Origin of the sequence: Pseudomonas sp. PB120, assembly GCF_009761815.1 — a bacterium.
Classification (GTDB): Bacteria; Pseudomonadota; Gammaproteobacteria; order Pseudomonadales; family Pseudomonadaceae; genus Aquipseudomonas.
This window is the reverse complement of the sequence record NZ_RWIN01000038.1, coordinates 37,898-51,952: the sequence shown is the minus strand read 5'-3', so window position 1 is coordinate 51,952 and position 14,055 is coordinate 37,898. Positions and strand designations below refer to the sequence as shown.

At 59.4% G+C, this 14,055-nt stretch carries 12 protein-coding genes; 2 read left to right on the top strand and 10 right to left on the bottom strand.

What is annotated here, in order from left to right; all coding sequences use genetic code 11:
• Positions 1 to 41 precede the first annotated feature (41 nt).
• The 4 genes from pgm to EJA72_RS06620 form a co-directional block, all read right to left on the bottom strand.
• Positions 42 to 1,688, bottom strand: a complete 1,647-nt coding sequence (pgm, locus tag EJA72_RS06635; protein ID WP_157710697.1) for a phosphoglucomutase (alpha-D-glucose-1,6-bisphosphate-dependent) — start codon at positions 1,686 to 1,688, stop codon at positions 42 to 44.
• A gap of 109 nt (positions 1,689 to 1,797) precedes the next feature.
• Entirely contained in the window at positions 1,798 to 3,198 is a 1,401-nt protein-coding gene (locus EJA72_RS06630) for a PLP-dependent aminotransferase family protein (RefSeq protein WP_157710696.1), read from the bottom strand.
• A gap of 34 nt (positions 3,199 to 3,232) precedes the next feature.
• Positions 3,233 to 4,696, bottom strand: a complete 1,464-nt coding sequence (locus EJA72_RS06625; RefSeq protein ID WP_157710695.1) for a hypothetical protein — start codon at positions 4,694 to 4,696, stop codon at positions 3,233 to 3,235.
• A gap of 561 nt (positions 4,697 to 5,257) precedes the next feature.
• On the bottom strand, positions 5,258 to 6,280 hold the full coding sequence (locus tag EJA72_RS06620) for a zinc-dependent alcohol dehydrogenase family protein (protein WP_157710694.1): 1,023 nt from the start codon (positions 6,278 to 6,280) through the stop codon (positions 5,258 to 5,260).
• 268 nt (positions 6,281 to 6,548) lie between these two features.
• Here EJA72_RS06620 and EJA72_RS06615 point away from each other — a divergent pair, with 268 nt between their 5' ends.
• Both EJA72_RS06615 and EJA72_RS06610 read left to right on the top strand, forming a co-directional pair.
• Entirely contained in the window at positions 6,549 to 7,463 is a 915-nt protein-coding gene (locus tag EJA72_RS06615) for a LysR family transcriptional regulator (RefSeq protein WP_157710693.1), read from the top strand.
• 152 nt (positions 7,464 to 7,615) lie between these two features.
• The gene (locus tag EJA72_RS06610) at positions 7,616 to 9,160 is read left to right on the top strand and encodes a Fic family protein (protein WP_157710692.1); all 1,545 of its coding nucleotides are present in this window, start codon (positions 7,616 to 7,618) and stop codon (positions 9,158 to 9,160) included.
• Positions 9,161 to 9,183: 23 nt separating this feature from the next.
• Here EJA72_RS06610 and EJA72_RS06605 read toward each other — a convergent pair whose 3' ends face one another.
• From EJA72_RS06605 to EJA72_RS06580, 6 genes are all read right to left on the bottom strand, one after another.
• Complete coding sequence (locus EJA72_RS06605; protein ID WP_157710691.1) at positions 9,184 to 10,443, bottom strand: type II toxin-antitoxin system HipA family toxin; 1,260 nt, start codon at positions 10,441 to 10,443, stop codon at positions 9,184 to 9,186.
• Positions 10,436 to 10,753, bottom strand: a complete 318-nt coding sequence (locus EJA72_RS06600; RefSeq protein ID WP_157710690.1) for a helix-turn-helix domain-containing protein — start codon at positions 10,751 to 10,753, stop codon at positions 10,436 to 10,438. Before EJA72_RS06600 ends, EJA72_RS06605 begins: the two co-directional genes overlap by 8 nt.
• Before the next feature lie 167 nt (positions 10,754 to 10,920).
• Positions 10,921 to 11,904 (bottom strand): LysR family transcriptional regulator, encoded by a 984-nt coding sequence (locus EJA72_RS06595; protein ID WP_157710689.1) that lies wholly within the window; start codon positions 11,902 to 11,904, stop codon positions 10,921 to 10,923.
• Positions 11,905 to 11,961: 57 nt separating this feature from the next.
• Positions 11,962 to 12,909, bottom strand: a complete 948-nt coding sequence (locus tag EJA72_RS06590) for a peptidylprolyl isomerase (RefSeq protein ID WP_178129118.1) — start codon at positions 12,907 to 12,909, stop codon at positions 11,962 to 11,964.
• A complete protein-coding gene (locus EJA72_RS06585; protein ID WP_157710688.1) occupies positions 12,906 to 13,385 on the bottom strand; it encodes a YbjN domain-containing protein in 480 nt (159 codons plus the stop codon). The genes EJA72_RS06590 and EJA72_RS06585 overlap by 4 nt, the downstream gene beginning before the upstream one ends.
• A 19-nt stretch (positions 13,386 to 13,404) precedes the next feature.
• Positions 13,405 to 14,046: a DNA repair protein gene (locus EJA72_RS06580; protein ID WP_157710687.1), complete on the bottom strand. Its 642-nt coding sequence runs from the start codon at positions 14,044 to 14,046 to the stop codon at positions 13,405 to 13,407.
• Between the last annotated feature and the right edge of the window lie 9 nt (positions 14,047 to 14,055).

Sequence of the window (14,055 nt, the reverse complement as noted above, 5' to 3'; positions counted from 1 at the left end):
GTGCGGCGTTCCGACAAGCTCCCTCGCCACAGGGCCCTCAACTACTTCGCGGAAATAGCGCCATCCACGAGGGTCTGGGCTTCAGCCACCAATTGCTTGAGGTGGTCGTCACTGACGAAGCTCTCGGCGTAGATCTTGTAAATGTCCTCGGTGCCCGACGGACGTGCCGCGAACCAGCCGTTCTCGGTCATGACTTTCAGGCCGCCGATGGCCTGGTCGTTACCTGGGGCGTGACTAAGAATGCTAGTGATCGCTTCGCCTGCCAATTGAGTCGATGTGACCTGAGCCGGCGACAGCTTGCTCAGCAGGGCTTTCTGCTCAGGATTGGCCTTGGCGTCAACGCGCACCGAGAACGGCTCACCCAATTCGTCTGTCAAGGCGCGATAGGCCTGGCTTGGATCGCGACCAGTGCGTGCGGTCATCTCTGCCGCCAGCAATGCCGGGATCAAACCATCCTTGTCGGTGCACCAGACGCTGCCGTCCTTGCGCAGGAACGACGCACCGGCGCTTTCTTCGCCACCAAAGCCCAGCGAACCATCGAACAAGCCATCAGCAAACCATTTGAAGCCGACCGGCACTTCGTACAGACGGCGCCCCAAGCGTTTTGCCACGCGATCGATCAGGCCGCTGCTCACCACGGTTTTGCCCACGGCCGCATCGGCGCGCCAGTGCGGACGGTTCTGGAACAGGTAGTCGATCGACACCGCAAGGTAGTTGTTCGGTGCGAGCAAGCCACCGGACGGGGTCACGATGCCATGACGGTCGTGGTCCGGGTCGCAGGCGAACGCTACGTCGAAACGTTCCTTGAGGCCGATCAGGCCTTGCATGGCATGGCTGGACGATGGGTCCATGCGGATCTGGCCATCCCAGTCGACGGTCATGAAGCGGAAGGTCGAGTCGACCTGTTTGTTCACCACTTCCAGGTCCAGCTTGTAGTGCTCGGCAATCGCCGACCAGTAGCGCACCCCTGCTCCGCCCAATGGATCGACGCCCAGACGCAGCTTGGCATCACGGATGGCGTCGAAGTCGATCACGTTGATCAGGTCGGCGACATAGGTGTTCAGGTAATCGTGGCGATGCGTCGTGCTCGCTTTCAATGCCTGCTCATAGCTGATGCGTTTGACACCGGCGAGTTTGGCGGCCAACAATTCGTTGGCCTTGGCTTCGATCCACTTTGTGATGTGGGTATCAGCCGGGCCACCGTTGGTAGGGTTGTATTTGTAGCCACCGCTTTGCGGCGGGTTGTGAGACGGCGTGATCACGATGCCATCCGCCAGGCCCGAGGTGCGACCGCGGTTGTAGCAAAGAATCGCGTGGGAAATGGCTGGGGTCGGCGTGTATTCGTCGCCTTCGGCGATCATCACCGTCACGCCGTTGGCGGCCAGCACTTCAAGAGCGCTGGCGCCGGCCGGGGTGGACAGCGCATGGGTGTCGATGCCGACAAACAGCGGCCCGTCAATGCCCTGGGCTTCGCGGTACAGGCAGATCGCCTGGCTGATGGCCAGAACGTGCCATTCGTTGAAACTCAAGTCGAACGAGCTGCCACGGTGCCCGGACGTGCCGAAGGCGACGCGCTGGGTAGAGATGGCGGCATCAGGCTGGCCAGTGTAGTAGGCCGTTACCAGTCGCGGAATGTCGACCAACAACTCTGCCGGTGCCTGCTTGCCCGCAAAAGGACTGAGTGTCATGCAAAACCTCTGAATTAGAGTGGTTCAGGAATTGGAACGCAGTTTACTGGCAGTTTGACCGTAACGCGATGGGATCGATCCACGGGCGCTCGGAGTTTTGCGGAGAGACTCAATCCACCGCTTCGAGCCGCAAAACTGTTCCCAGAAGACCCAGCGCGGCCGCAAGGTCATGTTCGCCGGCGAACGTATGACTCAGGCGCAAATGCTGCGTATGCAGTCCCTGAAGGCTGAACAGCTCCCCCGGTGCGATCACCACCTGATGCTTGAGCAGTCGTTGAAATACCCGGCGCACATCAACCTGGCGCAATGAACGTACCCAGATCGTTGCACCACCCTGGGGTTCTACGACCTGCAAGGCATCGCTCAGACGATCCTGCAGCAGCTGGATCATCTGCCCCTTGCGATCCCTGAGCAACCGCCGCAATACCTGAAGGTGCTGGTCGATACGTCCGCTGCTGTACAAGCGGGCAATGGCTTTCTGGCGTATCGGCGACAAGCGGAACGAGCGCAGCAAAAAGTGTCGCTGCAATTCAGTGCGCAGCGGCCGTGACAGCAAGTAGCCAAACGGCGCCTCCGGCCCGATGATTTTTTCGAAGGTAGAAAACACCAGCAGCCGATCAGGGTTCAGCAAGTCCCGAAAGCGCAGGCTGTCCGACTCAAACCCGAGCTCGCCGTAACAATCGTTCTCCAACACCCAGCAACCCGCTTGTTCAATGAGCTGCGCAACGGCTTGCCGGTTGGCATCGGACGCCAGGCTACCTCGCGGCATATTCAGCCCGGAGGAAAGCATCACCAGGCGCACCGGCTCCGCTTCCAGCATTTTCCTGAGTCGCTCAAGGTCCAGGTCATGGTTGGCGAGTACCGGCAACTCGAGCACCCGGACACCCGCGGCCTGGAGCAAACGCAGGATCGTCCAGTCGCAAGGGGATTCCACCACCATTGTGGCGTCTTTGAGGCCTAACACAGTGATCAGAATTTCCAGCACGCCACGCAGGTCAGCACCGACATAGACGTCGTCCGCGTGCCAGCATCGCATGGGAGATGTGGTGTAGCGTGCGGCCAGTGCGGTGCGCAGTTCCAGTTCGCCGCAGGGCTGCGAAGTCGGTTGCGGCTGGCGTGGATACTGACGCAGCAATTCCCTTTCAAGTAGCAACAATGGACTGTCGAGGGGTTGCAACAAGGCCGGCTCATCAGCGCTCAAGACCAGCATGCCTGGGCGCCTGGCATTGACGTACACCGTTTCGAGCAGGTCATTGCCGCTGCTGAGCGGGTGGATACAGGACACGGGGAATGCGAAATAGCCTGACTTGGCCACCGAGTAGACGCGCCCTTCCTTCTCCAGCAGCGAATAGGCGTACTGAATGGTCGAAATCGACACCCCCAGACGTTCCGCCAGTTGCCGCAGCGATGGAAGGCGGATTCGCTCTTCGCTTGCGGGCTGGCTGATCAGATGGTTCAGGTATCGATACACCGCCTGATAGGCAAAGTCAGATTCTCGCGGCCCTTTCATGGGTGATGGCCAACGCTAGTCGAACCCCGCACCGTTAGTGCCCCGCGGACCATTCGCCCGCCACGGCGCGGGTATCGCTTGCATCTGCCGTGAGCGCATCAGATCGCCCGCTCTCATCCATCACCACCGGGCCCATGCGATAAAGCCTGCCAATCAGGCTGACAGGCAAACCGCTGACATCGACCATCCATTGCAGCACCTGTTCCGGAACCGGATTGCCTTGCATTGCCCGGTGCAAGTCAGGCATCGCCACGAGCATGCCGGGGTGGCAATGGCGCAGAAAGCGCTCCAGGGTTGCGCCCTTCTCGACAAAAGGCGAAAACAACAGACACACCAGCTGGGCTTCACTCAAACCCAGATACTTCTGGGCGTCGGCAGATGCCAGTGCACGCTGATCGGCCTGTGTCGCCGGGTTGCCAAACATTTCCACCGCCTGCTCGCACAAGCGTTCCGGCAGCCGTTTGCGGCGCATTTTCACCAATGCCCGCTGAAGGAATTCGGCGACACCGGCCTCGTAGCTCCGGCCATGGGCGAAACACGCCTGCAAACCCCGAAGGTGGGCGCAAACAGAGAGGCTGACGATGTCGTTGTCGCGGAGCTGTGCCGACAGCTCGTCCGGCTGAAACCCGAGAAATTCGGTGAGCAGCGGCCAACGCTCCTCCAGATTGCTGACCAGCATGTCGTGAATGTCGATGAACGTGGCGCGGCGACAAGCTTCGAATTGTTCGGCCGGACGCCATTGAGCGCGCTCATGCCCGCCATAAAGTACGTGATAGCAGTCGCGTCCCAGGTCATCGAGCAGCGCAAACAGCTCCTCGTATCCCGTTTCATTGCGAACCTGTGGGTTTAGCCCGGCCTTGGCGGCCGCGCGCTTCAAACCGTCGAGGTATTGCTTCTGCTGTCGAGGCGTATCGCCGCTGACAAAGGCATCGACACCGCCCTCCCAACGAGCGATTTGCCCCAGGAACTCGCCGGCGGCCAGGTACCCGTCATCCCACAGGTCGAGCGGACCGTTCCATACCCGACGATGCCCAACCATCAGCAGGTTCAACCGATTGGCATCGTGACCGGCGCTGGACATCGGGGCAAGATGATCGAAGGGCAGCACCTCTCGATCATCGACCATCAAGACTTCGACCCGTGGATCATCGTAGAGAAACAGTGCGCTGTAGCTGCGATGGATGTTTTCACGAGCCTTCGTGCTGGTGCCGTTGAGGCACAGGGACGCCACACGCAACTGGAAAGTGGCAGGCGACCGGCCGGCGATACTCAACTGAGCGGCACGCAGCAACGCCAAGGTGTAACAGCTGTCCCGGGACCCGGACTGAATCGCCAGCACTTTGTATTCGCCAATCCGTTCCATGCCCCCGGCGGCCACCACCAGCCGCTGGATCATCAATTGCAATGCCGTGCGCTCCGCCCGGGAAAAAAAACTCAGCAGCCGCTGCAATACTTGCTGATAGACATAGGTCATCGCTTGATCATGGATGTTGGTCATATTTGTTTACCTGAGACTCGTAAGTTCGATATCGCACAAACAACGACAGCGACACCTTGAAGGCGAGCTGACGCGCTTGAAGCACTGGACTTTATTGTCAAATGCTAACACTTAAGTTTTTGGCAGTTATTTGAAATGTTCGGAAATGGCCGTGCATCTTGATCAAGGTCTGATCATCGCAAAGCCCCGTAGCGCCAGCGTCTTGAACCCGAAAGGTCCGTCCTAGGAAATGTCCGACAACATCCCACAGACAAAGCGCACAAGAAATAAAGAAAGAACTTGCCCATGATTTTTTGGCAAGCGCGCAACTACACACTATTTGTTTGAGATATATCAACGGCAAGCATTGAAAAGTATCAACCTGATACCCAGCCATGACTCGTTCCTTGAGATGAAAGTAATCATCCAATTATCAGGGCTTACAAGCTGATTAGAAGATACAGATCGAGAGCAAAAACCAGTTCAGTTGCTGAACGGCCCCATTGACAAGTCTATGGGTGGTCTCAGGGCGTGGGTGCTGCAAAAAAAAGTCCGTGCGGGGCACGGACTTTTGGAGTGGATTCAAGCCGGTTCGACTTGAAGCGCAACCCGTTCGCGACATGGGCATTCGTCCATGTAGCGGTGTGCTTCGACGAACTCGGAAAACGGGAAGACCCGAGTCTTGAGCGGCAGCAACACACGGTCGGCAGTCATCTGATTGATATCGCGCAAGGCACGTTGCAGCGCGACCTGGTCCTGGATGATGCCCAACTCCGGCTTGCCGGTGAAGTTGCCGATGCAGTGCACGAAGAACTGGATGTTCTTCTGGAACGCTGCGCAGGCCGGGAACGGCGTCTGGTTGCCGCCTTGCAGGCCGTAGAGCACCAGGCTGCCGCGAGGCGCAAGCACATCGCCGAGCAACGACATCTGCGGGCCACCCAGGCCATCGAACACTACGTCGACACCGCGGTTGTCGGTGATTTTGTTGATCCGCATCAGCAGATCTTCTTCTTCGGTGACGATGACTTTCTCGGCACCCAGCGACAACAGGTATTCCCGTTCTTCCGCTGTCTTGGTGGCGGCAATCACTCGAACACCCAAGGCTTTGCCCAGTTGTACGAACGAAGGGCCGGCGCAGTGACTGGCGTCAGTCACCAGGGCAAATTGCCCGGGTTTGACCCGCGCCAGGTCAGCGTAAGCGAAGTAAGCAATCAATAACGGCGTGTAATGCACGCTGGCTTCGATCGGGCTGAGCACGTCCGGATACCGGGTCAAAGCCGAGCGAGGCAGAACAATCTGCTCGCCGTAGACCGGATAGTCGTTCGGGCTTTCGGCCGGGAAGCTGGCGACCTTGTCACCGACTGCCAGGTCATCGACGCCGTCACCGACCGCGGTGACGATACCGGACATTTCATGACCCAGGCCCGAAGGCAAGCGAGCATGAGACGAGGCCAGATTCTGGCGCCAGAGAATGTCGTACCAGCTGATGCCGATCGCTTCGACACGCACCTGCACTTCGCCCGGCGCAGGCAGAGCGGCCGTATGCTCTTCGCATTTGAGCACCTCGGCTGGACCAAACTTGTGAAAACGGATCGTGCGGGACATCGCAAACCTCGTCAAAGTAACCTCTAATGCCATGAACTCTATCTGGGCTTTCTACCCAAGACCATCAGTGGCTATTAATAGTCGACATGCCTGTCATTGATTCCGCCGCGACGCCAACCTTGTCGAATGTGGTAAAAACGGCAGCATCCTTTCAGGAAAAAATGAATTATGCGGTGCAGAGTAGCAGCCTTTCCCCGTAAGATTCATGCCGGTCATTGTTCTCATATGGCCGCTCTCGTCAAGCTTGATGACTCTGCCAGGACTCCAGATGAATCGTAATGACCTGCGTCGTGTCGACCTGAACCTGTTGATCGTATTTGAAACATTGATGCACGAACGCAGCGTGACCCGCGCGGCGGAGAAGCTGTTCCTTGGCCAGCCGGCCATCAGTGCGGCGCTTTCACGCCTGCGCGGGCTGTTCGACGACCCGTTGTTCGTGCGCACCGGCCGCAGCATGGAGCCGTCCGCCCGGGCGGTGGAAATCTTCGCCCTGCTCTCCCCGGCGCTGGACTCGATTTCCACCGCCGTCAGTCGTGCGGCTGAATTCGACCCGGCCACCAGCACCGCCGTGTTCCGCATCGGCCTGTCGGACGACGTCGAGTTTGCCCTGCTACCGATGCTGCTCAAACGGCTGCGCGCTGAATCGCCAGGGATTGTGCTGGTGGTGCGTCGGGTCAACTACATCCTGATGCCAGGGTTGTTGGCGTCCGGCGAGATTTCCATCGGTGTCAGCTACACCACCGACCTGCCGGCCAACGCCAAGCGCAAAGTGCTGCGTCGCAGCTCGCCGAAGTTGCTGCGCGCCGACACGGTACCAGGGCCGTTGAGCCTCGACGACTTCTGCGCACGGCCTCACGCGCTGGTCTCATTCGCCGGCGACTTGAGCGGCTTTATCGATGAAGAGCTGGAAAAACTCGGGCGCAAACGCCATGTGGTGCTGGCCGTTCCGCAGTTCAACGGCTTGAGCACCCTGCTCAGCGGCACCGACATTGTCGCCACGGTGCCGGATTACACGGCCGAGGCGCTGACGGCCGCAGGCGGAGTGCGTGCGGAAGACCCGCCATTGCCGGTGCGCAGCTTCGAGCTGCACATGGCCTGGCGCGGGTCGCAGGATAATGATCCGGGCGAACGCTGGTTGCGTTCGCGTATCCAGATGTTTTTTGGGGATCCGGACAGTCTTTGAGAAATCGTCCAGGATTATCGTTTTCATCGCGAACCGCTGATTTGTTATCAAATTAAAGTCCGCTTTAGCGTTTTCGCCAGCGCAGTGTTATCGTTTTTGCGTACTATCCCCTTCTGGTTAGCATTTTTTAGCGCTCGTTAGGGGATTCGACAATGCAAGCAGGCTTCAAGGTACTCGCCGATCGCTACGGTATCGCGCTAGCACAGCCCCTGCGCGTCGAATCGGTGATCGGTACGACGCGGATGATCCGCGAGAGCAACGGGCATATCGAGCGCAAGTATCCCGCCAGTTACCGGCCGGCGGATGACTTCGCGGGGCATTTCGAGTTCGGGCTCAAGTACGAAGAAATTCACCTCGAGTTTTTCGCCCGTCTGTTTGCAGCCACTGGCCCTGAGCCCATCGAGGCCTGGAGTCGGCAAGCGCCCTTTGGTCAATACGCCCGCCGCACCGGATTCCTGTACGAGTGGCTGACCGGACAACAGCTTGATGTGCCAGATGTCACCAATGGCGGTTATGTCGATGCGATTTCGTCGCAGCATTACCTGACCCGCGTTGAACCTCTGCGAGTACGGCGCTGGCGCATCAACGATAATCTTCCCGGTGTGCCGGCGTTCTCCCCCCTGATCCGCCGTACCGAGGCCGTGCAGCAAGCGCTGCAATTTGACCTTGATGCAGCCCTTCGCGAGCTGAACCAGACCTTTGGCGCCGACATCCTGATGCGTACGGCCAGCTGGCTGACGTTCAAGGAGTCGCGCGCGAGTTTTCTGATCGAGAGAGAGGCAGACAAGGCCGACAGGATCCAGCGCTTTGCCCACGTGATCGCCAAGTACTGCGGCCACATAGAAGATCCGTTGAGCAGCGACAGCCTGCACATGTTGCAAGCAGGAATCCTGGGGCATGAAGCGCTCGGGCTGGGCCTGCGACGCTCGCCGGTCTTCGTGGGTCAGGCAACCATGCGCGAGGACATCGTGCACTACATCGCGCCGCCATTTGAGGCACTGACGCAGCTGCTCGATGGCCTGAACGCATTCGAGCTGGCAACACGGGGCGCCGAACCGTTGGCCCGGGCGGCGGCCATCGCCTTCGCCTTTGTGTATATCCACCCCATGCGGGACGGCAATGGCCGGATCCACCGTTTCCTGATCAACGACATCCTGATCCGCGATAAGGCGGTGCCTGATGGCGTGATTCTACCGGTATCGGCCACCATCACCAGTTCGATTGATTTCCGGGCACGTTACGATCGTACGCTGGAGGTGTTTTCGCGGCCATTCATGCAACGCTACGCAGCGTCTTCCCGGTTTGGCGAACTCGTCGTCTACGAGGACGGCACCCCGAGCAACCTGGTTTTCGATGACTACGACGACGCGCAATTCGCCTGGCGTTATCCCGACTTGACCGAACACGTCCTGTACACGGCGCAGGTTGTCGAGCATACCGTCCGTAACGAAATGGCCGATGAAGCCCGGGTGCTGATCACGTTCCAGCGCGCCCAGGAGCAGCTCAAGGAAGTGCTGGAAATGCCGGACCAGGACGCCAACCGCATTATTCGTTCGCTCAAGGAAAACGGCTGGCAGGTATCCGGCAAATTGAAGCAAGCGTATCCGCAACTGGAAGACGCTCACCGGGCGAAACGTGTTGTGGAAGCCGTGCGCTCCGCCTTCGACGAACGAAAAATGGCAAGCGGTGAAGAGTGACCCTCACCCCAAACAATCTGGCATTAGCGCAGCAGCGCGACGTTATCGTTGATACGGCCTTGAAGGATATCAAGGGTGTCCTGGGTGACTGCGCCCGGGCACATGACCTCGGCGATGGCGGCAAACTGGCTCGCGACGCGGCACATTCTGTCGATGATGCCGCTAGCCGTCTCCACTGAGACTTCTGCTTCTTGCGCAAGTTTGAGCATCGCACTCCGATCTATCTCCAAGGCCTCGCCCATCACGTCCATCTGGTGATAACCGCCCGGTCCCTCGCAGAATGTCACGTCGTAGGCCGGCGCCAACTGCCAGGTACCGGACGGCGACATAAGGTAAGCGAAGTTTTTGGGGTGGTCGTCCCGGTTGTTGAATGTGACATTGAAGACGACACGCTCAAAGGCGATAGCTTTCTCTCGCACATCGTTGGTGCACATATGTGTCGCACGCAGGAAATTGACATAGTCCAAGGATCCCGGTGACTGGTAGTCGGCACCCGTAAAAGCGGCCAGGCTTTGCATGGGGACGCGCTGACCGTCCATACGATCAAAGCGCTTACTGGCGAAGGCTGCCAGTCCATTGGGCAGATTGAAGTGCTGCGTGTCCGGTGTCTGGATGCCGCACCGGCGCAAGCACTCGGCGTAGACCATTTCGATGGCACACACCTCGGGATGTTCTTCTTTTGCCGGAAACTTGATCAACCAGGCTTCAAGACCCGGCTTGGCGGCGGTCGTGAAGCCCCCAGATTGAGGGTCGCGATAGACCAACGCCTTGGGCCTTGCGCCTTGAGGCGAGCCACCCACCAGCAGCAACGTTTGCAGGAACTCTCCACCCTCCCCCTTGAGAACCTCTTGAACCTCGGCCGCAAGCATCTCAAGGGGGATGTGCGCTTGCGGCTCCTGTCCTTCAGGCGCCATAGGCTCGAACGACATTGCCCCCATGGCAATGTTGCCAATATAGGCCAGCCGTTCCAAAGGTCCGACGCGCGCGGCGTTGAGGCCGCGACGCCGGAACAACCGATCCATCAGCAGCATGCCCCAACCGTCAGGCAGCGAGTCGTAGACAGGCCCTGGCAAACCGAGCTGATGGGAGGGGAAATCTCGACGCAATTTGAGGCCCTTCAGCGGAAGCGTGTAGGACGACAGTTCCAGGCCTCTACGCTTCGCTTCATCGCTGTACTCGAATACAACGTGTGGGCGACCGGTGACAGCCGTCGTAGACACAAGCGTGCCCCACAGCCAATGTTCACCCCAGCCTTCGTAGTAGACGCGAACTTGCTCAAGCATCGGCGGACGTCCTCCTGATGCGATGACGATTGGCAGTGTCTTCGTATCGGCGAATGTCTTCAAGGCTGTCCAGCTTTGGCAAGAACAGCTCTTCGAATTCCTGGGCGCGCCCTAGCACCATGGCCACGCGAACCACATTCTCGAACCCGACATTACGCCCGGCTTCGAGGTTGGACACGGTATTGGTCGCGATCCCGGCGCGACCGGCCACTTCGGCTTGTGTCATTTGTTGCGCCAGACGCTCCGTGCGAAGGCGATCGCAGAGACGCTTGACGATTTCGCTCGGCTTACTGAAGCTTAAATCCAACATAACATGCCTTCTGAAGACTTTATCGGCTTAACACACAACATGAGGGAATTAAGCATACTCTCTCTCGAAAAAATCTAATTCCCTTATTTTGTGTCTTTAGCGATTATTTCATTATTAACACACAACATACTGGAATTAACTCAGACTATCGGTGAAGCCTTCCCGCTTCAACGCCCCTCAAACCAATCCCGCCGCTCTTCGAACGTACGACGTATCAACCGGGCAAGCATCTGCACTTGCGGTTCACTCCGGGTCCGGGCATTGATCGCCATCCACACCTGCCGCTGCATGGGCAAATGGAACAGTCCCGGCAAGTCAATCAGGCCGCGATCAAAACGGCCCATGTAATGCGGCAACAATCCAATGCACGCGCTGCAACGGACCATCTCCAGCATCAACTCATACGAATGTAACTGCACCACCCCGGCCAGACGCTGGTCGACGAGGGCATTCCATGGCCGGAAGCTCTCCACCTGACGGTCATGCTGCCACTGCACCAGCAGGAAGTCGGCCAGGTCGTCGAAGGTGTCCGGTCGGGCGGTCACCCGGGAGTAGCGCTTGGCAATGTGCGGCAGGTAGTCAATTCGCGCCAGTGGCTGGTGTTCGCTGACGGCGAAACCAGGGCTGGGCAGCGACGACTCGACGCTGCCCAGCCACACCACCACATCGGCGTGGGCGGCTTGCAGCGACAAATCGCTGTCCAGCGAAATGATGTCCAGGCGCACACTGGCGTTGCGCCGCACCAGCGACACCAAATCCCGTCCGAGGATGTCATGCAGGATGGTTTCGGCCACGGCCAGGCGGATCAACGGCCGCTCGATCACCGGCAACTTGCGCTCGTGGACCCGGGCAATCAATTGCGCATGAAACTGCTGACCGTCCCGATTGAGGGTCAGTGCATTGCCCTGGAACTGGAACAAAGTGCGCTGCACCTGCTCCTCCAGTTGCGCCAGGTGTTTGCGCAGCAAGGTCGGCTGCACGTCCAGGCTGCGAGCGGCCTGCATGAAACAGCCACAGCGGGCACTGACCATAAAAAACCGCACGACTTGTTCATCGATCCTGGCGGCCAGTGCCAGCCAGGATGCAGATGGTTCAGGTTGCGCCCGGTACTCGGTAACTCCCTCTCGTCCGGTGGGTTCTATCAATGACATCAAAGACTCCCTGTCGATCTTGTTATGGGTTTGCCCTGTCCTTTTTGAAAGCGGCGGCTAGCGTTTTTCCTCCAGCACCTTATTGAGCTCGGCCCCATCGATACTCAAGGTTGCGGTCGTGAGCATGCCTTCCAGATAGGCCTTGGCGATTTGCTCCTGACGCTGGGCACGCAAGGCTTGGGTCAGCCGTTCTCGCAGTTCGTCCAGCGTGGCCACGCCGGCCGGTTGCAGCGCGGTAAGTTTGATCACGTGAAAACCCGCCGGGCTCTGTACCGGCTCGGACACGGCACCGACCTTGAGTCGAGACACCGTCACACGGACTTCAGGCACCAGTTGCTGCAAGGGTTGCAGACCAGTGTCGCCGCCCCGTTCGGCGCTGATGCGATCCTGTGAATACTGGCTGGCCAACGTGGCGAATTCCGCCGGGGTGGCCTGGGCCTTGCGGCTCAGTTCCTGGGCCTGCTTGCGCACGGCGTCCAGGTTCTGCGGATCGCTCACCCCGAGGAAAATCTGACTGACCCGGTACAGGGCGGGCGTCACCCATTGCGACTTGCCCGCCTCGTAAGCCTGTTGCAACTCGGCGGCACTGGGGTAATCCGCCGGCACCTGGCTGACCGATTGCAGGTAATTGCGAAAGACGATCTGTTCGGTGGCCGAGCGGGTTTGCTGTTCGACATCCGGGCGCTGGCGCCAGCCTTGAGCGTCGGCCTGTTCGAGCACGGCTTTCTCCGCAAGCCGCGAGCGAATCCAGCTTTCCAGCGTGGCGCGATTGGCCCGCAGTTGTTCGCGGGACTCCGGCGGCAAGGTGTCCAGCAATGCCTTGAGCTCTTCGGGCGTTACTTGCTGGTTACCCAGCCGCGCCAGCGCCGGCTCACTCATTGCCGCCATCGTCTTCACCGGTTGCGGTGCCGCGACCGGGTCGTTACCCGGCCGTACACTTAACGCCACTGCAATCACCAATACGGCCAGCGCGCCGGCGCTGGCCACTACCGTGCGCTTTTTCACAGGGCTTCAACCTCTTGCTGCAGCGTCGTGGTGCTTTCAGCCTGCGCCTGCAACTGCGCCGCGTTCTGGCTGTAATCGCGCAGGTAAATGATGAATTCCTGCAGCAGGCGATCCCACAGTTCGAGGTTGCCGCGCAGGAAGTCTTCGCTGACACCGGCGGCCACCACCACGTCCATTTCCATCACCAGAAACTCACCCTGCACCGACAACCGCGCAAAACGCCGCGACGCATTCCACAGTTCCGCCAACCCGGCCGGTAGCTCGCCCTGTACCCGCAGCGCACAGCTGAACGTGAAGTCGACGTAACGGCCCGATTCCGCCGCCGGATTGCCAAAACGCACGGCATAACCGATGCCCTGGCTGGCGCTGAGTAACTGCACGATGCCGTTCTGATCGGTCTGGTTGACCCGATAGCCAGCGGCCTGGAGCACGTCGGTGAGCGATTGTGGCGATACGTGAGCAATCAATTGAGTCATGTGAAGTTCTTCCCTGTTTTCAGTGAGTGATCGCAGCCTGGGGCGCGTCGAATTGAGTTTTGTACAGTTCATCGCCAAAGCCCTGAGCCAGCTCTTCGAACTTGACCCTGGCGCTGCCGGCGAACGGCTGGCGGATGTTCACGACGTCACCGACGCTGATTTTTTCGTAGGCGGCGAGGATGTCTTTTGCGATGCCATACATCTGCTGATTCTTGACCGAACATTGCTGCATTTGTGTGTCGCGCTCGGCCAGTTGAGTCTCAAGCCGGGCGCGTTCGGCTTCTTTGCCGCGCGCCATGACCAACAGCTCTTCGTAGGCCTTTTTGAACTTGCCGATCTGCTCGTTGCTGGCTGCGGCCTGAGCCTGGGCCTGGCTTTGCAGGCTGTCGTGCTGGCTGGCCAATTGTTCGGCCGCGCCTTTGTACCTGGCCAGTTCCGCCGTCAGCTGCTTGATTTGCGCCTGCGCCGCCTTGGCCTCCGCTTGCACCGCCACCTGCGCCGCGCTGGCCTGGGCTTGCTGGCTCTGCAAGGCCTGCAACTGTTGGGTGGTGCTGCGCAGTTGCGTGCGCAGGCGTTCCTCCATGCCTTCGGCGCTTACCCCCTGGGCCAGCATCAGCCCCATCGCCACGAGCCAGAACCGGGTCGGGATTCGTCTGTTCATCAAGCTCTC